A 25,711-nucleotide genomic window follows, 5' to 3' on the forward strand; every position below is an offset into this window, starting at 1 on the left:
TGGTGAGTGTTAGCGGCGAGGCCGCTTTGTGTTGGCACGAACGCCGAGCAAGACATCTTCCCAGTGCGGGGTGGTTGCTTTGCGACGGCGCTTTTTCGGTGTATCTGCTTCTGGATGTTGCAAGAAATCGTCGTCGCTGTCGTCGCCGTCGTTCGAGTTTTTCGTTCTTTTGGCGGATTCTTTTGCGGCGTAATCGTCGTCTTCTTGCACCACGGGGATATCGTCGCGGGTGTCTTCTTCGTCGTTGATCGGGTCGGAATTTTCGACTGCGTTCTGGGAGGTGTCCGCCGTCTGCAGAGGGTGCGAGGAACCATGCTTGCGTTTTTTGTGCGCTGCGAGCTCGTCATCTGCCAACGGGTCGCCAGAAATGATGCCGTCGAAACCCGCGTTGTAAGCATCGCGAGCAGCGTCGTCGACGCGCTGCGAACGGGTCAGCGACGTCACCGAGCGCACTGGCTGGATGAAGTCGGGATCAACGAGATCAGCGGCGACGGAATTGCGTGGCTCGACGGTATCCGCCGAGGTTGGGTGCCGGTGGAACAACCACTGTGCTGAATTCTGCGATAGGCCGGCGGTCCAGGAAACTTCGATCGTCCATGGCTCACCGGCGACGCTGCGGTGAGCATCCCAGTGTGAATCGGCGAGCGAGTGTCCGCGGGCGGCAAAAGCAGTGGCGAGTACTTCCCAGAGTGTGAGACGATCGGGACCGCCATCGCGCACTGGGTGGGCTTGTTTCGCCATCTCGGCGATGCGCTCGCGCTCCAGAACTACCGGGTGTGCGAATGGTTCTACGCGGGAGACGGCCACCCCCATTTCGTCGGCAAGCTCTTGTGCACTCGCCCCGGCACGGATGCGCTGCTGAATCTGGTTCGGGCGCATCGACATGGGTTGATTGCGGGAACGATCACGATCCGGTATGCCGCGACCCCCCGAGGCGCCGGTGCTGCCAGTGGAGCCGGTAGGGCTCAAGTGCGGAACTTCGGGAACGGCGCTTAAGTTCGGGCGCTCAGAACCTGGGTGCTCCGTGCCGTGCTCTTCCGCAGGTCCAACGTTCTCGTTGTCGTTGGTGGAAGCAGCAGTCTGTGCAGTCTGTGCAGTCTGCTCACCGTGGTCTGCGCCTGGTGCCGAGTCACCAACGTGTTCCGCAGAGCGCGTGTTGTCAGAGCCAGACTGGCCATCGGCGGTTGTCGGTGCAACCTCGTCGATGATGGTTACGGCAGAATCGTGCGCACCAGTTGCAGACGGTCCGGTGGACTTGTGGGTTCCTAAAATGCGTAGCAGCTCTTCGCTGACGGGTAGCTCAAAACTTTGGCCGGTCTCGTCGCGAAAGTAGAGAACTGACGCTTCTAGGTTGTGTCCCTCGAATGCTAACTGGTGCATACCTGACTCCTTAGTGTGCAGTAGCTGCAGAAAATACTACCGGTTCTGGCTACCGTTATCGAGAATATAATCGATAGCTTTCGTGAGGATGGAGACATCACCGGGTTCAATGGCGGGGAACATGCCAACGCGCAGCTGGTTGCGCCCAAGCTTTCGGTATGGTTCGACATCAAGGATTCCGTTAGCGCGCAGGGTTTTTGCCAACTGCGCTGCATCGACCGAATCATCGAAGTCAACCGTGCCGACGACTAGCGAGCGGCTGTCCTCATCGCTGATAAATGGCGTCGCTTCGGCGCGCTGGGTTGCCCAGTCATAAAGGATCGCCGATGACTCACGAGTGCGCTCTACCATGCCGGCCAAGCCACCGTTGTTGTTCATCCACTTGATCTGAGCGTTGAGCATCAGCAGCGTGGCGACGGCTGGCGTGTTGTACGTCTGGTTTTTGCGGGAATTGTCCACGGCGGTTTGTAGATCCAAAAATGCTGGAATGAAACGACCCGAATCTTTGATTTCCTGGATGCGTTCGATAGCAGCGGGGGAGACAATTGCACACCACAGGCCGCCGTCGGAGGCAAAGCACTTCTGTGGGGAGAAGTAGTAAACGTCAGTTTCTGCAATGTCGACCTCGAGGCCGCCGGCACCGGAAGTCGCATCAACGACGATCAACGCGTCGCTGTCTTTCGGGCGGGTGACTGGAACCATTGCACCCGTGGAGGTTTCGTTGTGCGCCCAAGCGATGACATCGCAGCCGTCCATCGCTTGCGGTTTTGGTGCGTTGCCAGGTTCTTCTTTGATGACCGTTGGCTCGTCCAACCACGGAGCTTGTTGGGAGGCCTTGGCGAACTTGGCGGAAAATTCACCGAAGCTCAAGTGGCCGGACTTTTTCTTGATTAAGCCATACGTTGCTGCATCCCAAAACGCGGTGGCGCCACCGACTGACATGATGACCTCATAGCCTTCGGGGATATTAAACAGCGTGGCCAATCCTTCGCGAATCTCGCCGACCAGGTTTTTGACTGCCGGTTGGCGGTGGGAGGTGCCGATGATGTTGTTGGCGCCGTCAACCACAGCCTGAATCTGGGCGGGCTGGACCTTGGAAGGGCCACAACCGAAGCGGCCATCCGAAGGGATTAAGTGTTCAGGCAACGTTAAAGGGTGTGCAGAATCCATTTCCAAGCAAGGCCTTTCCTGATTTTCGACGGTAGGCACGCTGCGCATCTCGCGTCTAGCGTGCGCAGCAAGCGTGCTCTTTTACTATAGGCTGTGAGTGCCCTGCACACGGCACAGGGCTAGAGTTTTGAGCCACTAAATAGCAAGTATTGTTGATGGCATCACACAGTTTGGTAGAGTAAGTGACACCAGGATGCGGCTGAAATTGGCCGGGTCCGCCGTAGGTGAGTCGTTTTCCGTACTATCGAATTTGTATCGAACTTGCGATTCAACCAAATAGCGAAAGGTTCATTGTGGCTTCTGACAATAATGACAAGGCTGTACTTCACTACCCTGGTGGTGAATACGAACTGCCAATCGTTAAAGCAACCGAAGGAAACTCCGGTCTTGCATTAGGCAAGATGCTCGGAGAAACCGGCTATGTTACGTACGATCCAGGCTACGTTTCTACTGGCTCGACTGAATCGGCAATCACCTTCATTGATGGTGATGAAGGCATTCTGCGTCACCGTGGATACGACATCGCAGACTTGGCCAACAACTGCAGCTTCAACGAAGTCGCCTACCTGTTGATCAAGGGCGAACTGCCAAACAAAGAGCAGCTGGACACTTGGAACAACGAAATCCTGCGCCACACCCTGCTGGATGAGGACTTCAAGGCGCAATTCAACATCTTCCCACGCGATGCTCACCCGATGGCGGTTCTGGCATCTTCGGTCAACATTTTGTCGACTTATTACCAAAACGAGCTGAACCCGCTCGATGAGAAGCAGCTCGACAAGGCAACTATCCGCCTGCTGGCCAAGGTTCCAATGCTGGCTGCCTACGCTTACCGCGCATCTCAGGGTAAGCCGTACATGTATCCGGACAACTCCCTGGACCCAGCATCGAACTTCTTGCGCATGATGTTCGGTTACCCAACTGAAAAATACGACGTAGACCCAGTCCTGTCCAAGGCGCTGGATAAACTCCTCATCCTGCACGCGGATCACGAGCAGAACTGCTCGACTTCCACTGTGCGCATGGTTGGTTCGGCGCAGGCCAACATGTTTGTTTCCATCGCAGGCGGTATCAACGCATTGTCCGGTCCTTTGCACGGTGGTGCGAACCAGGCCGTTCTGGAAATGCTGGACGATATCCAGAACAACCACGACGGCGATGCCACGGAATTCATGAACCGTGTGAAGAACAAGGAAAAAGGCGTACGCCTGATGGGCTTCGGCCACCGCGTGTACAAGAACTACGATCCACGCGCGGCCATCGTCAAGGAATCCGCACACGAGATTCTCGAGCACCTCGGTGGCGATCCAATGTTGGATCTGGCAATGAAGCTGGAAGAAATCGCCTTGAATGACGATTACTTCGTCGAGCGTAAGCTGTACCCGAACGTGGACTTCTACACCGGTTTGATTTACCGCGCTATGGGCTTTCCGACGGACTTCTTCACCGTCTTGTTCGCCATGGGCCGCCTGCCAGGCTGGATCGCGCAGTACCGCGAGCAGCTCACCGAGCAGACCAAGATCAACCGTCCGCGTCAGATTTACACCGGCGAAGGCCGTCGCGACGTGCCATCGCTGGACCAGCGCTAAACATAATCGCGTAGGTCGAAGGCTTGCCGTGGTTGGCGAGCACGTGGCTAACAGCTAGGCTGGATCTAGTTCGGCTAGGTCCAGCCTTTTTGGCTGCCACATTTGATCGCTCGTGGATGTTGGTAGATGCTAACGAAAAATCTCACCGCGTCCTGCACTCAGCGAGAAGATGAAGATATTTCCCAGTTCACAAGGAGAATTATGGCAATGGAAAAACCCGAGATCGAAGAATTTTCGGGACCAGCACCGACGGAGCTTGCGTCCACAGACATCGTTGTCGGCGATGGCGCGGAAGCCGAAGCAGGTTGCTTCGTCGAAGTTCATTACGTCGGCGTTGACTATGAAACCGGCCAGGAATTCGACTCGTCTTGGGATCGCGGGCAGTCCATTGAATTCCCGCTGCAGGGACTGATCGCCGGCTGGCAAGAAGGCATTCCGGGCATGAAGGTCGGCGGTCGTCGACAGTTGATCATTCCGCCGGACAAGGCGTATGGCCCTGCTGGCGGTGGACACCCATTGTCCGGCCGCACGCTCGTTTTCATGATCGACTTGTTGTCGGTGGGTGAAGGCAACTAGTGCTGAAGGCTCTGGCTAGCTAAAAATAGGCGCCGTGGTTCTCACGATCACGGCGCCTTTGGCGTATCTAGTGGCATCATGGGGGATATGTCTATTCCGAATTATGCACTTAACGATGACACGGTGATGCCACAGCTTGGTCTGGGCACCTATAAAATTGCGCCGGACGAGGTCGCATCGATTGTGCGCACGGCGATTGAGCTGGGCTACCGTCACTTCGATACCGCACGCCTTTATGACAATGAAGAAGCGGTGGGGCGGGCACTCAACGATGCGATTAATGCCGGTGATGTTACTCGCGAGGAGTTGTACGTCGTCAGCAAACTCTGGCACGATCAACACGGTACCGACGAGGCAAAACAGGGGTTCGCAGAATCGTTGCGCAAACTCGACGTGGGCTACCTGGATAACTTTTTGATCCATTGGCCGTACCCGCAGGGCGGACGCTTCGTAGAGACCTGGGAATCCTTGTTGCAAATTCGAGAGACCGATGAACTTGTCTCGGCGGGTGTCGCGAACTTTAACGCAGAGCATCTCGACGAGCTTGTCGATGCCACTGGAGTTGCGCCCAGCCTGAACCAAATTGAATTGCACCCGGGCTTCCATCAGCCAGAGCAACTTGCGGCGAACGAGAAGCACGGCATTCGTGTCGAAGCGTGGTCACCGTTAGCGCGTGGCATCGTGCTGAACAATCCGCAATTGGAAGAAATCGCTCTTGCTACTGGCTCGACCGTAGCGCAGGTCGTATTGCGTTACCTGCTGGACAAAGGCGTGTCGGTGGTTCCGAAAGCTTCTTCTGCGCAGCGCTTGCGGCAAAACGCTGCGGCGATCGACGTGGAGCTGTCAGCAGATGATACTGCCACGATTGATGGGTTGGCCGGTTTGCCGGGGTTCGGCCGTATTTTCGGTGACCCAGCGGTGTTTCCACACCAAACGTAGAAAGCGTGTGCGCAGCGCGGATACACCGTGTTGCAAAACCATTTCATTCATCGGTGCGCTGCTGCAGCGACGATGCAGCATTTTTGCAGAAATGATGTCTGTGCGCTGATGGCTTCATCGGCCCCGGTTCTCGCAAGAGCTAGCAATCCTAGTAATCGGGGCCACGTGGGGGATGAGGCTGTTTTTTATTTGTGCAGGTGATCACACCTATCGGGGGTGATTTCTTTTAGGAAACTTTCTTGTGATGGGGGTTAAGTTATTCCTGAGACTGTAAGCAAGGTAACATGTGATTCGCAGGAAAATGCCACACTCGCACAATTGTGTGGGTGGTGTTTCACAGTGAAGTGAACAGGAATGTGACGTGTAATCGTCGTACCAGAAGTAATAGGAGAGAAAATGGCAGGAGCTCCTTCCAATCAACCCCGGCGTAAAGCTACGTCCGAGGAATTTATTGAGATGAGCAAATCCGAAGAATTTGCTGATCTGAAGACTCGCTTTCGGGGGTTTACTTTCCCTGCGATCATCATCGCGCTGTTGTGGTTTTTCGTCTTCCTTGTTGTCGCTACGTTTTTCCCAGAAGCAATGGCGATTGAAGTGGGCGGTGGCTTCAACATCGGCTTAGTACTCGGCATCCTTCAATTTGTTACGACCTTCGTGATCACCTGGATGTATGTGAAATTTGCTAACAAGAACCTGGAACCGCGCCAGGCGGCTATCCGCGAGAAAATGGAGGGCTAAACTATGCTTACCGCTTCGCTTGCACAAGCAAGCACGAACGTCTCCACCGTGGCCCAGGCAGCAGCTGACGAAGGCCTTGACGCTGGTAACCCGTTGATCAATATTGCCGTGTTCGCGGCGTTCATTATCATCACGATGACAATCGTGACCAGTGTTGGTAAAACCACCTCAGAGGCATCGGACTTCTATACCGGTGGTGGACAGTTCTCCGGACGCCAGAATGGTCTGGCGATTTCTGGTGACTACCTCTCGGCCGCATCCTTCCTGGGAATTGTTGGTGCTATCGCCTTGCACGGCTACGACGGATTCCTGTATTCCATTGGATTCTTCGTCGCTTGGTTGTTTGCTCTGCTGCTCGTCGCAGAGCCAATGCGTAACGTCGGACGGTTTACCATGGCGGACGTGCTCTCGTTCCGCTTGCGGCAAAAGCCGGTGCGCCTGGCAGCCGCTATTGCGACCGTGTTCGTTTCGTTGTTCTACCTCGTTGCACAGATGGCTGGTGCAGGTTCCCTGGTGTCGGTTCTGCTGGGGCTGGATGAAAAAATCTGGCAGTACGTCACCGTCGGCATCGTTGGTCTGGTCATGACTGCCTACGTGTTGATCGGCGGAATGAAAGGCACCACCTATGTGCAGATGATCAAGGCCGTGTTGCTGGTGACCGCTGTTGTCATCATGATCATTCTGACCTTCGTTATTGCTGGTGGTGGGTTTACGACCCTGTTCGACCAGGCAGTGGAAACGCACCGCAACTCCGCGTACCTGGCAGAACGTGCCTATGAAGCAGAAGACATCATGAAGCCGGGCCTGAAATACGGCACGGATATCTGGACGCAGCTGGACTTCATTTCTTTGGGCGTTTCCCTGATCTTCGGTGTTGGTGGTCTGCCGCACGTGTTGATGCGCTTCTACACGGTTCCAACTGCGGTTGAGGCTCGACGCTCCGTGACCTGGGCGATCGTTATCATTGGTTCTTTCTACTTGATGACCCTGGTTCTGGGCTACGGCGCTGCTGCATTGGTTGGCCCGGATGCCATCATGGATGCACCAGGTACCGCTAACGCAGCTGCTCCACTGCTGGCATTGGAGCTGGCAGGACCAATTTTTATGGCCGTGGTCGCTGCGGTTGCCTTCGCTACCGTGCTGGCTGTGGTCGCGGGACTGACGATTACCGCCTCTGCCTCCGTGGCGCACGATATTTATGACGCTGTGTTGCGTGACGGCGAAGCTTCGGAAGAATCCCAGGTGCGTGTCTCGCGCATTACGGTAATCATCATGGGTGTTGTCTCTGTCATCCTGGGTATCCTGGCTATGGAACAAAACGTGGCATTCTTGGTCTCGCTGGCTTTCGCTATCGCGGCTTCTGCAAACTTGCCGACGATTCTCTACTCGCTGTACTGGCGTAAGTTCAGCACTAATGGTGCGGTTGCTTCGATGTATACCGGCTTGATCAGCTCGCTGCTGTTGATCTTCTTGTCGCCAGCCGTTTCTGGTACGCCTTCATCCATGGTTCCTGGTGCGGACTGGGCAATCTTCCCGCTGACCTCTCCAGGTCTGGTCTCTATTCCGCTGGCCTTCCTGGCCGGTTACCTGGGCACCGTCTTGTCCAAGCCGGACAAACTGGATCACCTCGCCGCAGAGATGGAAGTACGTTCCATGACCGGCGTCGGTGTCGAGGCACCTGTGGACCACTAATTCCACAGCTTGCAGCGCGGTGATGGTGTATTATCACATCATCCCATGACGCACACTGAGATCCCTGAGCGTAGCTTTACGCTCAGGGATCTTGCTATTGTGGTGCATCTTTTGCGGTATCGCCGCAGTGCGTTGTGGCTGTTTTGTAAAATGCCAAGTTGTGATGCATTCAAAATTTTCCGGGCTCCAGGCGTGGAGCTGGTTCGGCTTGATCTTCGCTGTTATTGCCATCATTATTGCCCTGGTAGCAGGAAGTCATAACGGTTCCAGTGCTTCGCATTTGGCGGTTAGCTCTAATGGGCAGCTTGCCGACGCTGAACAACGCGGCGATGGCGAAAGTAGCGATGGTCGCGACAACAGCGCTAGCAATCGTGAAGCCGGCGCTGCTGCGGCTGCAGACTCTGCAAGCCCAAGTGGCACTAAGAGCAAAGCACAGTCTGGCACGGAACTAACCCCGGACAGTAATATTTTGCGGCCGAAGAAAATCGATTTTGCCGAAAGCCTGCAAGGCAGTCAGTTCACTCTGTACCGGTTTTCGGATAACACCAAATTGGGAAGCACGAGCGACCGCCTGGCCCGGCCTGCATTGTCATTGGCAAAACTGTTTATTGCCGAATATGTGTTGGAAAACGGTACGGCAGCAGACGAAGAACTTGTCGAGGCCATGATCACGGAATCCAGTGACGCAGCAGCCGATCAATTATGGGCCCAGTATCCGGAATCGATTGACGAAATCGCTGAAGAGTATCGCCTGTTTTCTACTAGAGCGGGCCAGCGTTGGGGGTTTTCGGTTACTTCGACCTATGACGTCGTCAGCTTCATTGCCCAACTGAAAGACGACAATCCGCGTCACCCGTTGCTGGAGATGATGAAAAACACCGTGCCAGTCGCAGCTGATGGCTATGAGCAGGATTTCGGCACCGCGAAGCTTCCTGGGGTGCAGGGGTCTAAATGGGGCTGGTCTGATGATCGCACGCTGCATTCGTCAGTATCGTTCGGCAAAGATTTCGTAGCCGCTGCGGCGATCACCGGCAGTGCGGACGAGTTGTCTGCCACGGTGGAAAAACAGTTTTCTGACTACCTGAACTAGCATTCCCAAACGCTGTTCACCCCTGGGGATCGTCGATCACTCCGAATCCGTTGCCGGGTCTTTGATGTTAGGATAAGTTTGTAATCCACATCATATTTAGACCCGAAAGGATTCGCGTCACATCATGATCGACCACGAAGTGCGAACACGGCCTTCCGCAGAAGATTTTCCGTATGAGGAGCACTTGGCGCACAAGATCGCCACGGTCGCTGCTGACCCCGTTGAGGTCCCAGCTGATACCGCTGAGATGATCAAAAACCGCCTGATTGATAATGCATCGGTGGCAATGGCTTCGCTGGTACGCCGCCCGGTCACCTCGGCACGGGTAATGGCTACAGCGCATCCGGTCAGCGATGGGGGAGCCACAGTTTTCGGTGTCGATGGAACTTACTCCGCTGAATGGGCGGCCCTGGCCAACGGCACTGCGGTGCGTGAGCTGGATTTCCACGACACCTTCTTGGCAGCGGAATACTCCCACCCGGGCGATAACATTCCGCCGATTTTGGCTGTTGCTCAGCACAAGGGCTTGGACGGTAAAGCGCTGATCCGCGGTATTGCCACTGGATATGAAATTCAGGTCAACTTGGTCAAGGGCATCTGTTTGCACGAGTTCAAGATTGACCACGTTGCCCACCTCGGCCCCTCAGTGGCAGCCGGCATCGGCACGATGCTCAACCTTGACGTCGACACTATTTACCAGGCCATCGGCCAGGCATTGCACACCACGACCGCAACCCGGCAATCCCGCAAAGGCCTGATTTCTTCCTGGAAGGCTTACGCCCCAGCTTTCGCCGGAAAGATGGCGATCGAAGCAGTAGACCGCACCATGCGCGGAGAAGGTGCGCCAGCACCAATCTGGGAAGGTGAAGACGGTTTCATCGCCTGGATGCTGCACTCGCCAGACAAGACCTACACCGTCCCGCTGCCAGATAAGGGCGAAGAAAAGCGCGCGATCCTGGAAACCTACACCAAAGAACACTCTGCGGAATACCAGTCGCAGGCGCCGATCGATTTGGCCCGGCGCATGAAAAAGACCTTGGAAGACAAGGGCTTGGACGTCGCTGATATCGAATCAATTGTGCTGCACACCTCGCACCACACCCATTACGTCATCGGAACTGGCGCGAATGACCCGCAGAAGATGGATCCACACGCATCGCGCGAGACTCTGGATCACTCCATCATGTACATCTTCGCGGTTGCGCTGCAGGATGGCGATTGGCACCACATCGATAGCTATGCGCCAGAACGCGCGCAGCGGGAAGATACCGTTGAGCTGTGGCACAAGGTTTCCACGGTGGAAGACCCAGCGTGGACCAAGCGTTATCATTCGACTGATCCGAACGAAAAAGCCTTTGGTGCCAAAGCAGTGATCACCTTCAAAGATGGCACCGTTGTGGAAGATGAGATGGCCGTTGCCGACGCCCACCCATTCGGCGCACGCCCATTCGAGCGCGAGAACTACCGCGCGAAATTCCGCACTTTGGCAGAGGGCATCGTTTCCGAAGAAGAACAAGAACGCTTCTTGGCTGCGGTCGACAACTTGGAAAATCTCACCGACTTGCGTGAGCTCAACATTCAAGTTTCTGACGAGGTACTCGCGCAGGCACCACAGACTCCGGAGGGAATTTTCTAATGACAGGATTATTTTCTTCGCAGACTACTGCAAACCAAAAGCGCAAGAACTTTCGTGCCTCGTTGCAAGCAACAGAAATCACCACGCTGCCGGGAGCTTTCAACCCGCTAACTGCAAAGCTCATCGAGGATATCGGTGGTTTTTCCGGGGTCTATGTTTCCGGCGCCGTACTTGCCAATGATTTGGGCTTGCCGGATATTGGTTTGACGACGCTGACCGAAGTCGCCAATCGTGCAGGCCAGATCGCGCGTGCCACAGAACTGCCCGTGCTTGTCGACGCCGATACCGGCTTCGGCGAACCTATGTCAGCCGCGCGTACCATCTCCGCGCTGGAAGATACTGGGTTGGCGGGTTGCCACTTGGAAGACCAAGTCAATCCGAAGCGTTGTGGACACCTCGACGGCAAAGAAGTGGTGAGCACCGAGTTGATGGTGCGCCGGATCTCGGCAGCCGTTGGCCAGCGTCGCGACGACGATTTCGTGATTTGTGCCCGCACGGATGCCGCCGGAGTCAACGGCATCGATGATGCCATCGAGCGTGCCAAGGCTTATGCCGAGGCTGGCGCGGATTTGATTTTCACTGAAGCGCTGCGCACTACGGAAGATTTTGAAAAATTCCGTGCGGCCGTCGACACGCCACTGTTGGCGAATATGACGGAGTTCGGCAAAACCGAGCTGCAAAACGCCAAGACGCTGGAATCGATCGGCTATAACGCCGTGATCTGGCCAGTCTCGTCATTCCGCGTCGCTATGGGAGCAACCGAACGTTTCCTGCGCGACCTGCAAGCAAACGGCGACCAAAAATCCTGGTTGGACGATATGCAGCACCGTTCGCGGCTGTATGAGCTCGTACGTTACGAGGATTACAACGCGTTCGACCAAGACGTCTTTACCTATTCACCGGAGCAGAACCTGTGATCTAACTGATCGGTCCGGCATGCACGCAATGCATCGCCGTTCTAGCAAAAGCTCAGAAAGGAGCTTGACATGACTACCAACACTGAAATTCGTAAGGGCCTTTACGGGGTCGTGGCTGATTACACCGCGGTCTCCAAGGTGATGCCAGAAACCAACTCACTGACGTATGCCGGCTATCCGGTGCAGGAGTTGGCGAAACACTGCAGTTTTGAAGAAGTAGCCTACTTGCTGTGGAACGGTGAGCTGCCTGATGCCGAACAGCTAGCAGAATTTTCTGCTTCCGAACGTGAACTCCGCGGGTTGACCGATGCAGAAATCCAGCTGATTGAATCGATGCCGGATAACTGCCATCCGATGGACACTCTGCGCACTTTCACCTCGTTTGTTGGCCAGTTTGACCAGCCATTTACCCGAGACGCTGACCACATCCGGGAGATTGGTCTGCGGTTGCTCGCGAAGTTCCCGACAGCGGTGGCCTTGGACATTCGTCGTCGCAAAGGCAAAGGGTACGTGGAACCGTCGAAAGACAAAGGTTTTGCAGAAAACTTTTTGTCGATGGTCTTTGGGGATGAGCCAGACTCCCCGGCGCTGCAGAAAGAAGCCATCCAGGCTTTTGATCAATCGCTGATCCTGTATGCCGAGCACTCGTTTAATGCCTCGACGTTTAGCTCGCGCGTGATTACCTCGACGACCTCGGATGTATATTCTGCGGTCACCGGCGGTATTGGCGCGCTGAAAGGTCCACTGCATGGTGGAGCGAACGAGGCCGTCATGCACAATATGCTCGAGATTGGTGATCCTGACAAGGCCGAGCAGTGGTGCAAAGATCGGTTGTCCAACAAGCAAGTTGTCATGGGCTTTGGTCACCGCGTGTACAAAACGGGTGATTCTCGCGTGCCGACGATGGAAGCTGCGTTCAAAAAGCTTGCGGCCAACACCGGCGGTGCGGATAAATGGGTCGAGATGTACGACATCATGGCGAAGACGATGGAAGAAAACACTTCCATCAACATCAAGCCGAACCTGGACTTCCCGGCTGGTCCTGCCTACTACCTGTTGGGATTGGAGATTGAATTTTTCACCCCAATTTTTGTGATGGCACGTATCACGGGTTGGACGGCACACATCTTGGAGCAGTATGAAAACAACTCACTGATCCGCCCGCTGTCGGCATACAACGGGCCAGAAGAGCGCTCGGTTCCAGCAGAAAACTAGTCTGCCGGACGAACTAGGGCCACAAGCCTAGGAAATCTAGGCTTTTAGAGCCCGAATTGCTTGGCGAGGTGCGCGTTATCCTGGGCGAGTTTGATTAACTCTTGCAGGGTGCGCGCACCTTGCTGTACTGCAGGATCAGAGCTGAGCTGTTGCAGGTCGGCAAGGTTCGGTGGCGTCGTGCTACCTGGAATAGCTGGGAATTGACCTGGTGCGTTCTGCTGCTGTCCTTGTGGGCGTGGCTGGTTATTGTGTTGGTTGGTGTTTGGGGGAGTGCTGCCAGCTCCTGACGCGACGCCTGGCTTCCACTGTCCCCAATCCCGGGCATAGACGTTGTTGATGTCGCAGACCACGCCGCCGATGGTCTTCTGCTTGTTCTGTGGCAGCTGATGGATTGTGGTGCGCGGGTGGATTTTTCCGCCGGAACCCCAATCGTGCATCCAGAAATACGAACCGATGCCGTCTTTGATTGCCCAGTCGATGACGTTGTAGTTGCCGTAGATGCCAGCGGAATACCCGGAAGTTTTCAGCACAGCTTCGAATGCGCGAAGATATGGCGCGATTAAGCTGTCATACTCGTTGCGGCTCGGGTTGTCGTCGATAGCAATATAAATTGGACGGCCGGTTGGCCCACCCGCGCTGACGTGCAAAGCGATTGCCTTTGGCGCGTGCGTAGCTGCGCCCAATGCACCTTGTTTCCAGTCCGCGGTTTCCGCGCGCCCGAACTGGTAGACAGATGCAGTCTCTAGCCCCAGTGCCGCCAGGTTGTTGGTTTCGGTGGCGCTGACGGGCTTGCCCAGCATCCATGCTGCACCGGGGCGTCGTTCGGAAACGTAGCGCACGGCACCGAGAAAACCGCCATCTTTGATGGAGCGTGCCGACGGCACACCCGCGGCATAGTCCAGCACTTGACCGAGCACAGGGCCCGGACCCGGCGCAGCGGCAGCGAGCGGGGCAGTGCGTGCCGTGCCAGCGGTGGCGAAGGCACCAGCTATCGCAAGTGCGCCGGTGGTGCGGAATAAGCTACGTCGGCTGAGATTGTGGGAAGCATTCATTGAGATTTCTCCAATCAGGAATGAATAATCTTCACAACAATAACATCAGTAACATTTGTTTCAGGTGTGCAACGCGAGTGATCGTGGGCTCTTTTGGGAAGGGGGGGCTAAATCATCCATGCGCGATCATCGATGCGCGATGGCAGCTCTCAGCAAAAAAGTCTTGAGACATCGTCGACACAATGATCGCCGACATAACGAACGACGTCTCAAGACAAAGTGTGTGCCCCAGAGTGGATTCGAACCACCGACACCGGCTTTAGGAGAGCCGTGCTCTATCCCCTGAGCTACTGGGGCCAAACGCTGACCAGAAAAGATTCTGGCCAGCCAGTCCAGCCAATAGCTTAGCGCACACCGCCCTCGGTGGGGCAACGTGGCCGTCGGGGCGCCTAGCTAGCGCAGTCAAGCAATTGGCTGAGGCCAGTGCCGAAAAAACGTCGACACGGCCTCGAGGACGATTAGCTTTGCAGTTCTTCCAGCTTCTTTGCGACCTCAGCGGCAGGCGGGTTGGTCAGCGAAGTGCCATCGGAAAACAGCACGGTAGGGATGATGCGGTTTCCGTCGTTGACGGATTCGATCCAGGGGTTGGCGTTTTTGGCTTGACCTTCTTCCGAGTCTGGATCGATCACCGTAAATGGGGTGCCGTTGGCTTCCAAATCGCCGATCAGTTTGCGGCAAAACGGGCACCAACTGGCAGCGAAGACGGTGATGTGCTGGGAAGTTTCTGGGGTTTGTACGTCAGACATTTAGGCTGCAGCCTTTCGTTCGTAGGATAAGAAGCGATATTTCAGTGGTAAATCACTGGGCTCATGTCCCGGAATCTGCAGATGGCCATTGGCAGAGACCTGCCATTCGCTGTCTGCAACGAGCCCGAAGTCATCCGGGATCTCCGGGGCATAGACAGCCCTTCGCCCGTAAATGCTACCAATATTCGCCCCCATCAGAGTGATCTCTAGCCGGTCCACATCACCAAGCGTGGCCGCATAAACCTTGCCACCACCCATGATCCAGGCGGTGGACAGCGTGGCGACGTCGTCAAGCGAGTTCACGACCTCCGCACCAGCCGACCACGGACCAGGAGCCGTCGAGGACAGCACGTAATTATCCCGCCCCGGCAGCGGACGGAAACGCTCGGGGAGCGATTGCCAGGTCTTGCGCCCCATGATCACTGGCGCACCGGTGGTGATGTCTTTGAAATGCGCGAGATCTTCCGGCACATGCCACGGCATGGACACACCATCACCAATGATGCCGTCCAGCGATTGCGCCCAAATTGCACCCAACATGGCCGTTACACCGAAACCTGGGCTTTGATGGCTGGGTGCGGATCGTAACCATCGACGGCGATATCAGAAAAATCATAGTCGAAGATGCTCGCAGCCTTGTGCAATTTCAACTGTGGATAAGGCCTGGGGCTACGGCTCAGCTGCTCACGGACCTGCTCGACGTGATCGTTATAGATGTGGCAATCGCCGCCGGTCCAAATCAGTTCGCCAACTTCCAGGCCAGCCTGCTGGGCGAACATGTGCGCCAACAGGGCATACGAGGCAATATTAAACGGCACACCCAAAAATAGGTCGGCACTGCGCTGATAGACCTGCAGCGAAAGTTTGCCATCGGCGACGTACAACTGGAACAGCAAATGGCACGGCATCAGCGCCATGTTGTCGAGTTCCGCGACATTCCAGGCGCTGACTACCATGCGGCGGGAATCCGGGTTGTTCTGTAAATCCTGCACGGCCTGGGAAATCTGGTCGATGTGGGTGCCATCTGGGCTGGGCCACGAGCGCCACTGCACGCCATAGACCGGGCCGAGTTCGCCGTCGTCATCAGCCCATTCGTTCCAGATACGCACGCCATTCTCGCGCAACCAACCGACATTGGAATCGCCACGCAAAAACCACAACAGCTCACCGACCACCGCGTGGAAATACACCTTCTTGGTGGTCAACAGCGGGAAAGACTCCGCCAGGTTATAGCGCAGCTGGCGGCCAAACACGCTGGTTGTTCCGGTACCTGTGCGATCGTGCTTGGTGGTGCCGTTGGCTAAAACATCGCGCAGCAAATCTTCGTATGGTGTGGGAATTCCGGCGCTGGAATTGTTGGCGTGAGAAAAACGTGCGTCGTCCGTCTGGTTGTCCGTCTGGTTGTCAGTAAAGCTCGATGGGCCAGTCATGGCCTATAGCCTACTAGTTGCTGTCCTCGGCATACTGTGGTTATTAATAACTGCCGTGCTGGCTGGCATAATCTGCGATGTGGCCGAGCATTTCGTCGGCAAGCTCTTTGCGGCAGATCAGCAGATCTGGAATATAAGTATCGGCGCGGTTAAAGCGATGCTGCGAACCATCCAAGCGGCTCACGTGCAACCCTGCTGCTTGTGCGACACCAACGGGCGCAGCTTGATCCCACTCGTACTGCCCGCCGGAATGGATATAAGCATCCACATCGCCCAGCAACACTTTCATGGCCTTCGCCCCGGCCGAACCCAGCCGTACGGTTTCTAGTCCCATGTGCTTGCCGACGTAGTGCGCAATCTCTGGCGGGCGATTGCGGGAGACCACGATGCGCCGCGAAAACGGGCCCGAGACCGCACGCACATCAGAGGAGCGAAACACCACGCCGAGATCCGGCAAACCCACTGCCGCATGCAGTGGCACTCCGTTTTCGACCAGCGCGATGTGCACCGCCCAATCCTGGCGCCCGGTGGCGAACTCTTTGGTGCCATCGAGTGGGTCGACGATCCAGACGCGCTGTTTATCCAGCCGTTCCGGGTTGTCTTTGGCTTCTTCGGACAAAAAACCGTCGTCTGGGCGGTGTTGTGCCAGCACACGTGCGATCCAGTTTTGCGCGAGTTCATCGCCGGCTTGGGCGAGTTCTTTATCGCGGAGCAAACCGACCCCACGGATGCCTTTGAGAATCTCGCCGGAACCTTGGGCCAAAAGGTTGGTCAACCGGATATCTGATAACACGCCTGTCATGGCTCATACTGTAGCCGTAGAGTGGTGGTCATGCCCGATGACGTCCTGTCCCGTTTCAGCCCGCCGGTGGCAGGCTGGTTCCGTGAAGTCTTCGCCCAGCCCACCGAAGTTCAGCAACAAGCCTGGCAGGTGGTCTCGGAAGGCAAAAATGCGCTGGTGGTGGCACCAACGGGATCTGGTAAAACACTGGCGGCTTTTTACTGGGCGCTCAATGGCTTAATCAGCGGTGCTGGCCAGTTGAGCCTGCCGGTGGGTGGCCCGCGGGCCGTAGATGCCCACAAACCTGGGGTGAAGGTGCTGTATATTTCACCACTGAAAGCCTTGGGAGTTGATGTCGAACGCAACCTGCACGCTCCGTTGACCGGAATTGAGCGGGTCGCAGCACGCATGGGCTTTGATACCCCGTCGGTGACGGTGGGGGTGCGCAGCGGGGATACTCCGCAAGCAGAGCGCGCCCGCCAGCTTCGTCGGCCACCAGATATTTTGATCACCACCCCGGAATCTGCCTACCTCATGCTCACCGGCAAAGCTGCCGGTATCTTGTCGACGGTCAGCACCGTCATCGTCGATGAAATTCACGCACTTGCCGGCAGCAAACGTGGGGTGCACCTGGCATTGACACTGGAGCGCCTGGCGCGAATCGCAGCTGATCCGCAACGCATAGGATTGTCTGCGACGGTGCGGCCTATCGAAGCTGTCGCCCAATTTTTAGGCGGTGATCGTGACGTAGAAATCGTCGTCCCGCCCGCGCAGAAATCCTGGGAGCTCGCGGTGCGTGTACCAGTGGATAACATGGCGGATCTACCCGTGCCAGAGCAAGCCTCGACGATCGGGGAGATGACGGTCGACGACCCGTTGGGTTTAAGCACCGCTGGAGCTGCGGCTAACAACTCCACCTTTGCCAGTGATTCTGCCTTGCCCACGGCAAAATCAATTTGGCCACACATCGAAGCTGAGCTGTATCAGACCATCATGGCGCAGACGTCCACGTTGGTCTTTGTGAACTCACGCCGCACCGCAGAGCGGCTGACCTCACGACTCAACGAACTCTATGCCGCCGAATTTGCTCCAGAATCGCTATCGGCGCCGACGCGCAGAGACCCCGCGCAGTTGATGAAGCAGACGGATGTCGCTGGAACCGCCCCGTCGGTGATCGCCCGTGCACACCATGGCTCTGTGTCGAAAGATGAGCGCGCCCAGACCGAATCGCTGTTGAAGCAAGGCACATTGAAAGCCGTCGTCGCCACCAGTTCGCTTGAACTCGGCATCGATATGGGCGCTGTCGACCAGGTGGTGCAGGTGGAATCGCCGTCGTCGGTGGCCTCCGCACTGCAACGCGTAGGTCGTGCTGGCCACAGCGTCGGCGCGGTATCCAAAGGCGATTTTTATCCGAAACACCGCGCAGATCTGGTACAAACCGCGGTGACCGTCGGCAGGGTAGAACCCGGTCTGATCGAAAAGATCCACATCCCACGTAATCCGTTGGATGTGTTGGTACAGCACACTATTGCCGCGGTGGCGGTCGAAGACCTCGACGCCGACGAGTGGTTTTCCACCATCCGGCGCGCCTGGCCCTACCGGGATCTGGACCGCGAAGTCTATGAATCAGTGCTGGATCTGGCCAGCGGCTTGTATCCCAGCACCGATTTTTCTGAGCTGAAACCGCGCATCGTTTTTGATCGGGTGCGCAACACCTTGAGCACCCGGCCTGGTTCGCAACGCGTCGCCGTGACCAGCGGTGGCACCATCCCAGACCGCGGCTTGTTCGGGGTTTTCCTGGCGGGCACAACCGCAGACACTGCAGACGGGCACACGGGACGACGCTCCACCCCGCGCCGGGTCGGGGAACTCGACGAAGAAATGGTCTACGAGTCTCGCGTCGGCGATGTCTTCACCCTGGGGGCAAGTAGCTGGCGTATCGAAGACATCACCCGCGACCAAGTGTTGGTATCTCCCGCGCCTGGCCACACTGGGCGGCTGCCATTTTGGAGCGGCGACCAATTGGGCAGACCCTATGAGCTGGGCCTGGCCCTGGGCGCTTTTCGACGCCAGGTGCACCGCGAACGCGAGCAAGCGCTTGAATCTCTCCCCTTGGAAGAACGCGCGCGCACCAATCTGCTGGGGTATCTCGATGAACAATTCGCGGCCACGGGCATCATCCCAGATGAAAAGACCCTGGTTCTCGAGCGCTTCCGAGATGAGCTCGGCGACTGGCGCGTTGTTTTGCACACTCCGTTTGGGCGCGGAGTCAACGCGGCCTGGGCGTTGGCGGTCGGCGCGCGCATTGCGGAAAACACCGGCATGGATGCCCAAGCCGTCGCTGGGGATGACGGCATCGTGCTGCGGGTTCCGGAAGGCGATCGCCAGCCTGATGCGTCGTTGTTTATCTTTGATCCCGACGAAATTGACGACGTTGTCACCGCGCAGGTGGGAAATTCTGCGCTTTTTGCTTCTCGTTTCCGGGAGTGTGCCGCCCGCGCCTTATTATTGCCGCGCTATGATCCGGGCAAACGCGCACCGCTGTGGCAGCAACGGCAAAAAGCAGAACAACTGCTGGATGTGGCCAGAAAGTACCCGTCGTTTCCTATCATCTTGGAAACCGTTCGCGAATGTTTGCAAGATGTCTATGACCTGCCCGCATTGAACGAGGTCACCCAGTCGATTGCCCAGCGCACCATCCGGATCGCAGAGGTAACCACGGAACAGCCCTCGCCGTTTTCGTCGTCGTTGTTGTTTAACTACACCGGCGCGTTTATGTATGAAGGCGATAGCCCGCTGGCAGAAAAGCGCGCGGCTGCGCTCTCGCTGGACCCGAGCTTGCTGGCGAAGCTGCTCGGCACCGTTGAGCTGCGGGAGCTTCTCGACGCCGACGTCATCGTGGAAGTCCACCAGTCCTTGCAGCACACTAGTCCGCAACGTCGCGCTCGCACGAGCGAACAGCTTGCTGATACGCTCCGCCGCATCGGTCCGATTCCCGTCGCGCGGATCGCTGAGTATGCCGAAATTACCGCTGAACAAGCCCGCCGTGAGCTGGGATCACGCATCATGGTGGTGCGCATGGTGGGCGAAGAGTACCTGGCGCAAGCCGCCGATGCAGCGTTGCTGCGCGACGGGCTGGGAATTCCCGTGCCACCGGGGGTTCCAGCCAGCACCGATAGCATCGGCGATGCATTAGCACAGTTGGTGAAGCGCTGGGCGCGCTCGCGTGGCCCGTTCGTGCTTGACGACGTCGTCGCTGCCTTTGGAATCAGTATCTCGAGTGCCTGGCATATCGTCAACGAACTCAGCGCTACCGGTGAGCTGGTCGAAGGCCACTACCGGCAGGGCGTCGATGCGCTGGAATATTGTGCAACCGGGGTGCTGAAACAGATTCGTTCACGCTCGCTCGCGGCGGCTCGCAAGGCGTTGAATCCGGTGAGCGCGTCGGCCTTTGCGAGGTTTGTGCTGGACTGGCACCACATCACCGACAGGCCGTCTGGTCTCGGTGGTGTCGACGGCGTGTTCGCTGCCGTGGAACAACTCGCCGGTGTGCGGCTGCCTGCCAGCGCGTGGGAGCAATTGGTGTTGCCTGCCCGCGTGCCTGGGTTTAGCCCACGCGACCTTGATGAACTCACCAGCAACGGGGAAGTGCTGATCCGCGGGGCGGGCCAAGCCGGGCGCAACGACCCGTGGGTGATGTTGCTGCCGGCAGACTACGCCGCGCAGCTCGCCCCGCTGTCCGACGCTGCCGCGCATGCCGATGCAGAACGACCGAACCTGACCGTCGTGCAGCAGTCCATCGTGGATACGTTAAGCAGCGGTGGTGGCTATTTGTTCGCCGATATCGTCGATCAGCTTCCCCTGCACGGCAGCGATGCGGTGCGCGAAGGGTTGTGGGAACTGGTGGATCTTGGCTTGGTCAGCCCCGATAGCTTCGCCCCGCTGCGTGCACGCTTGGCCGGTGGCACTGGCCGCGCGCATAAGTCCAAGCGGCAACCACGCCGTTCGCGGCTGCGCATGGGGCGAACGAGTTTTGCACACGGCCAATTAGCCCGCCCGGGTCACACCACCCCGCCGGATATGGTCGGCCGGTGGGCGCTCAGCGTAGCACCGGATACTGATGCGACCGCGCGCTCGGTGGCCCAGGGCGAGGCCTGGCTGGATCGGTACGGAGTGGTGACACGTGGCAGCGTGGTCGCCGAGGATGTCACCGGAGGGTTCGCCCTGGCATACAAGGTGCTCAGCGAATTCGAAGCTGCGGGTAAAGCTCAGCGCGGCTATTTCATCGCAGGATTAGGCGCGGCGCAGTTTTCCACGCCCTCTGTCGTCGACCGGTTACGCGGCGCTGATGATGCCCCCGAGGTCCAGGGCTGGCCCTCAGGAACCACCGATCCCAGCCTCGTCGTGCTGGCAGCGACTGATCCGGCGAACCCCTACGGTGCCGTGTTGGAATGGCCACCTGCCGATGGCGTGGGCGCACACGACAATGCGCAAGCAGGTTCTCGGCCGGCGCGGGCGGCTGGTGCGCTGGTTATACTCGCCGACGGACTGTGCCTGGCACACCTGAGCCGGGGCGGGAAAACCTTGACGACGTTTTTCGATGCACTGCCCGAAGGCATCGATGAACAACCCGCACAGTTGGTGGTTGCTGCGTTAAACCAAGCACTTGCCGACGAGTGGATCCGCCCGTTGATCATCGAAAAAGCTAATGGTGCCGCTATCCTCGGAACCCCGCTAGCGATGGCGATGCGCGATGCCGGAGCTAAACTCAGCCCGAAGGGCCTGCGGTTGAGTAATTAAAATATGCACATAGATAGGGAGCACCCGATATGCCAGAAGGTGATTCTGTCCTGCAGCTTTCGCAGCGGTTGCAGTTTCTCGTCGACAAGCAGGTGACGCGGACCTCGATTCGCACCCCGCGATATGCCACCCGGGATTTTACGGGTGCACGCTGCGAAAAGATTTGGCCGTACGGAAAATACTTGTTCATGCTTTTCGACGACCAGATTCTCGCCACGCATTTAAAGATGGAAGGAACCTGGGCGATGCACCTGGCGGGGGACCGGTGGCGTAAACCGGGGCATACCGCCCGGGTCGTGCTCCGGTTTGCACACCAACCGCGGGATATCGAAGTCGTCGGGCACCAGCTGGGTACGGTGCGGGTGTTTCCGGCAGACGAATACCAGCAATTTATTGGTCAGCTGGGCCCGGATATTTTGGCTGGCGACTGGGATGCTGCGGGCGCAGCTACAAACACTGGGCAATCTAGCGCTGGGCAAGCCAGCTCTGTCCAAGCTGGCTCTGGGAAAGCCACGGTGATCCACCGGATCATGCAACAACCACAACGCCCCATCGGCACCGCGTTGCTTGATCAAACAAATTTGGTGGGGATCGGCAATGAATACCGCGCCGAAATTTGCTTTTTAGCGGGCCTGCACCCGGCCAGCACCGTCGGCTCGCTCGGCAGACAGCGGGTGGCAGAAATACTAGATATTGCTCGCCGCATCATGTGGGCGAACAGAAACGAACCGGTGCGGGTTACTACTGGCATCAAGCGCGCCGGGGAAACGACGTATGTTTTTGGACGCAATAACCGGCCGTGCCGGCGGTGTCGCAGCCTGATCGTTTCGGATACGTTAGGTGGCCCGGACGACACTGCGCACGGAGGCAGGCAAGACGAACTCGAACGCATCATTTGGTGGTGTCCGAGCTGTCAGCCGTTGCTGGCTTAGCTCAACCAGGTGCTAGTGTCGGGTGCTTGTACCAGGAGGCTCGTGCTAATACCTGGCTGCTAATACCCGGCTCTGGTCAGACCTGCTGTTAGTTTTCTCGGTGCTCGCGGTACCACTGAATCAGGTGATCCGTGGAGGCGTCGCCGGAATCGATGTGATCTGCTCCCGCGATGGCGGGCAATAATGCGTCGGCTTGGATTTTGCCCAGTTCCACACCCCATTGATCAAAGGAATTGACATCCCAGATCACGCCCTGGACGAAGGTGATGTGCTCATACAGTGCGATCAGACTACCCAATACCGACGGGCTCAATAGTGGCGCTAGGATGGTGGTTGTCGGCCGGTTGCCAGGCATCACTCGGTGGGGGACTAGCTCTGCAGCAACGCCTTCAGCGGCAACCTCGTCAGCGGTTTTGCCAAAGGCCATGACTTTGGATTGCGCGAAGAAATTGCTCATCAACAAATCGTGCAACGAGCCATTGCCATCGATGGACGCGAGATCATTGTGTGGGCGCGCAAAACCAATGAAATCTGCCGGGATCAGGTGGGTGCCCTGGTGCAGTAGCTGGAAAAACGCATGTTGGCCGTTGGTTCCCGCCTGGCCCCAGTAAATCTCGCCGGTGGAATAATCCACGCTCGCGCCATCGCGACGCACGGATTTGCCGTTGGATTCCATGGTGAGCTGCTGCAGATACGCAGGGAAACGTCGTAAATGCTGCGAATACGGCAAAACCGCATGGCTGGCTGCACCGTGGAAATTCGTGTACCACACGCCCAACAGGCCCATGAGTACGACGACGTTGTCGCGCAGGTCAGTGCGGTAAAAATAATCGTCGATGGCGTGGAATCCCGCCAAGAAGCGACGGAAGTCTTCCGGCCCGATACACAGCATCAACGACAACCCAATTGCCGAAGTGACTGAATAGCGGCCGCCGACCCAGTCCCAGAACACGAACATGTTGTCCGGGTCGATGCCGAACTCGCGGACCTTTTCTTCGTTCGTCGAGACCGCCACGAAATGGCTGGCCACCGCATCCGTGCTGCCAAGCTTGTCGACGAGCCAACGCCGGGCAGCCGTGGCATTCGATAGGGTTTCTTGGGTCCCAAAAGACTTCGAGCTGACGATGAACAACGTAGTTTCTGGATCTACCACGCCTAGAGTATCGCTCATGTCCGCGGGGTCGACGTTGGAGACATATTCGGCATGGATTCCGGCGGTGTTGTATTCCTGCAGCGCCAGTGCTGCAAATGCTGGGCCGAGATCAGAACCGCCGATGCCGATATTGACGATGGTGCGGATTTTCTTTCCGGTAAAACCAGTCCGGGTGCCATCGCGCAGAGAATTGGCAAAACGTTCCATCTTGTCCAACTCGGCGTGGACATCGCGAGTGACGTTTTGCCCGTCGACAAGCAAGTCATGATCGCCGCTTGTGGCGTCGCTGCGCGCAGAGAATGCTCCTGGTGCCCGTAGCGCAGTGTGCAACACGGCCCGATCTTCGGTGTTGTTGATATGAGAACCAGAAAACAGGCGTTCTATGGCATCGTGCAGACCCGCGCGCTCTGCTAAGGCGAGCAGGTGCGAATGGACGGTGTCATCGATCCAGTTTTTCGACAGGTCGAGGTGCAGCTCTCCGGCAGAAAAAGACCACCGCCGGGCGCGGTCTGGATCCGCCTGGAATAACGAACGAAGATCAAAATCTTGCTCGTTAGCCAGGGTTTCGAGACGCTGCCATTCCGGGGTGGTGGTTATAGATGCAAAAGAACTCACGTGGTTAGATGATACCGATTTTCACGGCCGCGTATGACAGAGCCGCGCCAGTTTCTCGTGCATGTCACAGCAGTTTTATCCCACAGTTGCCAGCCCTGGTGCTCAGTGCTGAGTGGGTGGTGTGCAGCAGCACGTGTCGGGGTGGCAGCGTGCTCACCAGTCCGGTCTGCTTGGGCAGTGTGGGAACAGTGCGAGTGTGGCAGATAAGCGTCGACAAGCTCGCTCATAGGGGGAGCGAACTCCAGCTGCACGGTCGTGCGGGTGATACCGAATTTCGTGCGCAAAATGTCTTCGACGTGGCGTAAAATCGCCTGATACTCGTGTTGATAGCCCTGTTGCTGCGCTGGGTCTTGCTGCGCTGGGCTTTGCTGTGCTGCGACGATGTGCACCGTTGCCACCGCATCCGTGCCCGTCAGCGACCACAAATGCAGATCGTAGACCCGCTGTACACCAGGAATTCGCAGCAGCTCACGCTGGATCGCCACAAAATCTAGGCCGGCGGGTGCGTGCTGCATCAACACTGAGAAAGATTGTTTGAGCAATTGCCAGCAGCGCGGCAACAACACCGCCATGATCAGCACGGATACAAGAATATCCACGCCATTCCAGCCGGTTGCCCACACCACGAGAGAAGCAAAAATGACGCCGATGGAGCTGAGCATATCCGAAACAATATGCAGGTAGGCACCTTTGATATTCAGCGAATCTTGCGAAGGCTTGTGCAGCACCAGCATGGCCAGCAAATTCGCAGCCAAGCCGATGGTGGCGACGGTCAACATGACTTCGGCGGAAAGCTCGGCGGGGTGGTGGATACGCCGGATCGCGGCGATCACGATCCACACCGCAATCGCCATGACCATCAGCGCGTTTAACGCAGAGGCGATAACTTCCGCACGGGAGAAGCCGTAGGTTGCCAATTGGGTGGCTTTACGTTTGCCCCACCATAGCGCGAGCCCGGCCATGATGAGGCCGACCGAGTCAGTAGCCATGTGTCCGGCGTCGGCAAGCAAAGCCAATGAGCCAGACCAGAGTGCACCGATGACTTCTGCCACCAAAATGGTGCTGGTCAGCATAATGACCGCCACCAGCCGGGCGCCTGTCGCCGAGCCGTGGTGACAGTGGCTGTGGTCATGGCCGCACTGGTGGCTCGGTCTGTGGTGGCCGTGCTGGCCGTGCTGGTGGTGTTGGCTGCGTGAATGCGTGCACATGTGTGAAACCGCCCCTTCCTGCCTAACGCGAAGAGCTATCTCTGGTGATCAA

20 protein-coding genes and 1 tRNA gene are annotated in these 25,711 nt (G+C 57.3%); 11 read left to right on the top strand and 10 right to left on the bottom strand.

Annotation, left to right across the window (positions count from 1 at the left end; genetic code table 11):
- Positions 1–9 precede the first annotated feature (9 nt).
- Positions 10–1,380, bottom strand: a complete 1,371-nt coding sequence (gene sepH / locus U1140_RS00075; protein ID WP_369845347.1) for a septation protein SepH — start codon at positions 1,378–1,380, stop codon at positions 10–12.
- A gap of 36 nt (positions 1,381–1,416) precedes the next feature.
- Complete coding sequence (serC, locus tag U1140_RS00080; RefSeq protein ID WP_369845349.1) at positions 1,417–2,550, bottom strand: phosphoserine transaminase; 1,134 nt, start codon at positions 2,548–2,550, stop codon at positions 1,417–1,419.
- Between the two features lie 293 nt (positions 2,551–2,843).
- Between serC and U1140_RS00085 the strand changes: the two genes are divergently transcribed.
- The 9 genes from U1140_RS00085 to U1140_RS00125 all read left to right on the top strand — a co-directional run bounded on the left by U1140_RS00085 (position 2,844) and on the right by U1140_RS00125 (position 12,942).
- Positions 2,844–4,139 carry a citrate synthase gene (locus tag U1140_RS00085; protein WP_369845351.1) on the top strand — a complete coding sequence of 432 codons (1,296 nt, stop codon included), beginning with the start codon at positions 2,844–2,846 and terminating at the stop codon, positions 4,137–4,139.
- 207 nt (positions 4,140–4,346) lie between these two features.
- Positions 4,347–4,715 (top strand): FKBP-type peptidyl-prolyl cis-trans isomerase, encoded by a 369-nt coding sequence (locus U1140_RS00090; protein ID WP_369845648.1) that lies wholly within the window; start codon positions 4,347–4,349, stop codon positions 4,713–4,715.
- Between the two features lie 87 nt (positions 4,716–4,802).
- Positions 4,803–5,654: an aldo/keto reductase gene (locus tag U1140_RS00095; RefSeq protein WP_369845352.1), complete on the top strand. Its 852-nt coding sequence runs from the start codon at positions 4,803–4,805 to the stop codon at positions 5,652–5,654.
- 396 nt (positions 5,655–6,050) lie between these two features.
- A complete protein-coding gene (locus U1140_RS00100; protein WP_369845354.1) occupies positions 6,051–6,392 on the top strand; it encodes a DUF485 domain-containing protein in 342 nt (113 codons plus the stop codon).
- 3 nt (positions 6,393–6,395) lie between these two features.
- Positions 6,396–8,084 (top strand): solute symporter family protein, encoded by a 1,689-nt coding sequence (locus tag U1140_RS00105; protein WP_369845356.1) that lies wholly within the window; start codon positions 6,396–6,398, stop codon positions 8,082–8,084.
- 163 nt (positions 8,085–8,247) lie between these two features.
- Positions 8,248–9,174, top strand: a complete 927-nt coding sequence (locus U1140_RS00110; protein ID WP_369845649.1) for a hypothetical protein — start codon at positions 8,248–8,250, stop codon at positions 9,172–9,174.
- 124 nt (positions 9,175–9,298) lie between these two features.
- Positions 9,299–10,810 carry a 2-methylcitrate dehydratase PrpD gene (gene prpD, locus U1140_RS00115; protein WP_369845358.1) on the top strand — a complete coding sequence of 504 codons (1,512 nt, stop codon included), beginning with the start codon at positions 9,299–9,301 and terminating at the stop codon, positions 10,808–10,810.
- A complete protein-coding gene (gene prpB, locus U1140_RS00120; protein ID WP_369845360.1) occupies positions 10,810–11,727 on the top strand; it encodes a methylisocitrate lyase in 918 nt (305 codons plus the stop codon). The genes prpD and prpB overlap by 1 nt, the downstream gene beginning before the upstream one ends.
- Before the next feature lie 69 nt (positions 11,728–11,796).
- A complete protein-coding gene (locus U1140_RS00125; protein WP_369845362.1) occupies positions 11,797–12,942 on the top strand; it encodes a bifunctional 2-methylcitrate synthase/citrate synthase in 1,146 nt (381 codons plus the stop codon).
- Positions 12,943–12,986: 44 nt separating this feature from the next.
- Here U1140_RS00125 and U1140_RS00130 read toward each other — a convergent pair whose 3' ends face one another.
- The 6 genes from U1140_RS00130 to U1140_RS00155 form a co-directional block, all read right to left on the bottom strand.
- A complete protein-coding gene (locus tag U1140_RS00130; protein WP_369845364.1) occupies positions 12,987–13,994 on the bottom strand; it encodes a DUF1906 domain-containing protein in 1,008 nt (335 codons plus the stop codon).
- Positions 13,995–14,218: 224 nt separating this feature from the next.
- A tRNA-Arg gene (locus U1140_RS00135) sits at positions 14,219–14,291 on the bottom strand.
- 161 nt (positions 14,292–14,452) lie between these two features.
- The gene (locus U1140_RS00140) at positions 14,453–14,740 is read right to left on the bottom strand and encodes a glutaredoxin domain-containing protein (RefSeq protein WP_369845366.1); all 288 of its coding nucleotides are present in this window, start codon (positions 14,738–14,740) and stop codon (positions 14,453–14,455) included.
- The gene (locus U1140_RS00145) at positions 14,741–15,280 is read right to left on the bottom strand and encodes a dihydrofolate reductase (protein WP_369845367.1); all 540 of its coding nucleotides are present in this window, start codon (positions 15,278–15,280) and stop codon (positions 14,741–14,743) included. It lies immediately after the preceding gene.
- 5 nt (positions 15,281–15,285) lie between these two features.
- Complete coding sequence (locus U1140_RS00150) at positions 15,286–16,170, bottom strand: thymidylate synthase (protein ID WP_369845369.1); 885 nt, start codon at positions 16,168–16,170, stop codon at positions 15,286–15,288.
- A gap of 43 nt (positions 16,171–16,213) precedes the next feature.
- Complete coding sequence (locus U1140_RS00155) at positions 16,214–16,972, bottom strand: 3'(2'),5'-bisphosphate nucleotidase CysQ (RefSeq protein WP_369845371.1); 759 nt, start codon at positions 16,970–16,972, stop codon at positions 16,214–16,216.
- 30 nt (positions 16,973–17,002) lie between these two features.
- On the opposite strand from U1140_RS00155, the gene U1140_RS00160 reads away from it, so the two are divergent.
- Positions 17,003–21,751, top strand: coding sequence for an ATP-dependent helicase (locus U1140_RS00160; RefSeq protein ID WP_369845373.1), 4,749 nt, complete (start codon positions 17,003–17,005; stop codon positions 21,749–21,751).
- A 29-nt stretch (positions 21,752–21,780) separates the two neighbouring features.
- A complete protein-coding gene (locus U1140_RS00165; RefSeq protein WP_369845375.1) occupies positions 21,781–22,683 on the top strand; it encodes a DNA-formamidopyrimidine glycosylase family protein in 903 nt (300 codons plus the stop codon).
- Between the two features lie 88 nt (positions 22,684–22,771).
- Here the strand turns inward: U1140_RS00165 and pgi are convergent, their stop codons facing one another.
- Together pgi and U1140_RS00175 are read right to left on the bottom strand one after the other, a co-directional pair.
- The gene (pgi, locus tag U1140_RS00170; protein WP_369845377.1) at positions 22,772–24,451 is read right to left on the bottom strand and encodes a glucose-6-phosphate isomerase; all 1,680 of its coding nucleotides are present in this window, start codon (positions 24,449–24,451) and stop codon (positions 22,772–22,774) included.
- Positions 24,448–25,659, bottom strand: a complete 1,212-nt coding sequence (locus U1140_RS00175; RefSeq protein WP_369845379.1) for a cation diffusion facilitator family transporter — start codon at positions 25,657–25,659, stop codon at positions 24,448–24,450. The genes pgi and U1140_RS00175 overlap by 4 nt, the downstream gene beginning before the upstream one ends.
- Positions 25,660–25,711 lie beyond the last annotated feature (52 nt).

The organism is Corynebacterium drakensteinense, assembly GCF_041224285.1.
In the GTDB taxonomy this organism is placed as follows: Bacteria; Actinomycetota; Actinomycetes; order Mycobacteriales; family Mycobacteriaceae; genus Corynebacterium.

What these genes read in the sequence shown, in the direction of transcription:
- U1140_RS00110 (WP_369845649.1), top strand. Translation starts at nt 8,248, where the DNA reads ATGCATTCAAAATTTTCCGGGCTCCAGGCGTGGAGCTGGTTCGGCTTG.
- U1140_RS00095 (WP_369845352.1), top strand. Translation starts at nt 4,803, where the DNA reads ATGTCTATTCCGAATTATGCACTTAACGATGACACGGTGATGCCACAG.
- U1140_RS00150 (WP_369845369.1), bottom strand. Translation starts at nt 16,170, where the DNA reads ATGACTGGCCCATCGAGCTTTACTGACAACCAGACGGACAACCAGACG.
- U1140_RS00130 (WP_369845364.1), bottom strand. Translation starts at nt 13,994, where the DNA reads ATGAATGCTTCCCACAATCTCAGCCGACGTAGCTTATTCCGCACCACC.
- U1140_RS00165 (WP_369845375.1), top strand. Translation starts at nt 21,781, where the DNA reads ATGCCAGAAGGTGATTCTGTCCTGCAGCTTTCGCAGCGGTTGCAGTTT.
- sepH (WP_369845347.1), bottom strand. Translation starts at nt 1,380, where the DNA reads ATGCACCAGTTAGCATTCGAGGGACACAACCTAGAAGCGTCAGTTCTC.
- serC (WP_369845349.1), bottom strand. Translation starts at nt 2,550, where the DNA reads ATGGATTCTGCACACCCTTTAACGTTGCCTGAACACTTAATCCCTTCG.
- prpB (WP_369845360.1), top strand. Translation starts at nt 10,810, where the DNA reads ATGACAGGATTATTTTCTTCGCAGACTACTGCAAACCAAAAGCGCAAG.
- U1140_RS00155 (WP_369845371.1), bottom strand. Translation starts at nt 16,972, where the DNA reads ATGACAGGCGTGTTATCAGATATCCGGTTGACCAACCTTTTGGCCCAA.
- U1140_RS00160 (WP_369845373.1), top strand. Translation starts at nt 17,003, where the DNA reads ATGCCCGATGACGTCCTGTCCCGTTTCAGCCCGCCGGTGGCAGGCTGG.
- U1140_RS00140 (WP_369845366.1), bottom strand. Translation starts at nt 14,740, where the DNA reads ATGTCTGACGTACAAACCCCAGAAACTTCCCAGCACATCACCGTCTTC.
- U1140_RS00145 (WP_369845367.1), bottom strand. Translation starts at nt 15,280, where the DNA reads ATGTTGGGTGCAATTTGGGCGCAATCGCTGGACGGCATCATTGGTGAT.
- U1140_RS00125 (WP_369845362.1), top strand. Translation starts at nt 11,797, where the DNA reads ATGACTACCAACACTGAAATTCGTAAGGGCCTTTACGGGGTCGTGGCT.
- U1140_RS00100 (WP_369845354.1), top strand. Translation starts at nt 6,051, where the DNA reads ATGGCAGGAGCTCCTTCCAATCAACCCCGGCGTAAAGCTACGTCCGAG.
- U1140_RS00175 (WP_369845379.1), bottom strand. Translation starts at nt 25,659, where the DNA reads ATGTGCACGCATTCACGCAGCCAACACCACCAGCACGGCCAGCACGGC.
- U1140_RS00105 (WP_369845356.1), top strand. Translation starts at nt 6,396, where the DNA reads ATGCTTACCGCTTCGCTTGCACAAGCAAGCACGAACGTCTCCACCGTG.
- U1140_RS00090 (WP_369845648.1), top strand. Translation starts at nt 4,347, where the DNA reads ATGGAAAAACCCGAGATCGAAGAATTTTCGGGACCAGCACCGACGGAG.
- prpD (WP_369845358.1), top strand. Translation starts at nt 9,299, where the DNA reads ATGATCGACCACGAAGTGCGAACACGGCCTTCCGCAGAAGATTTTCCG.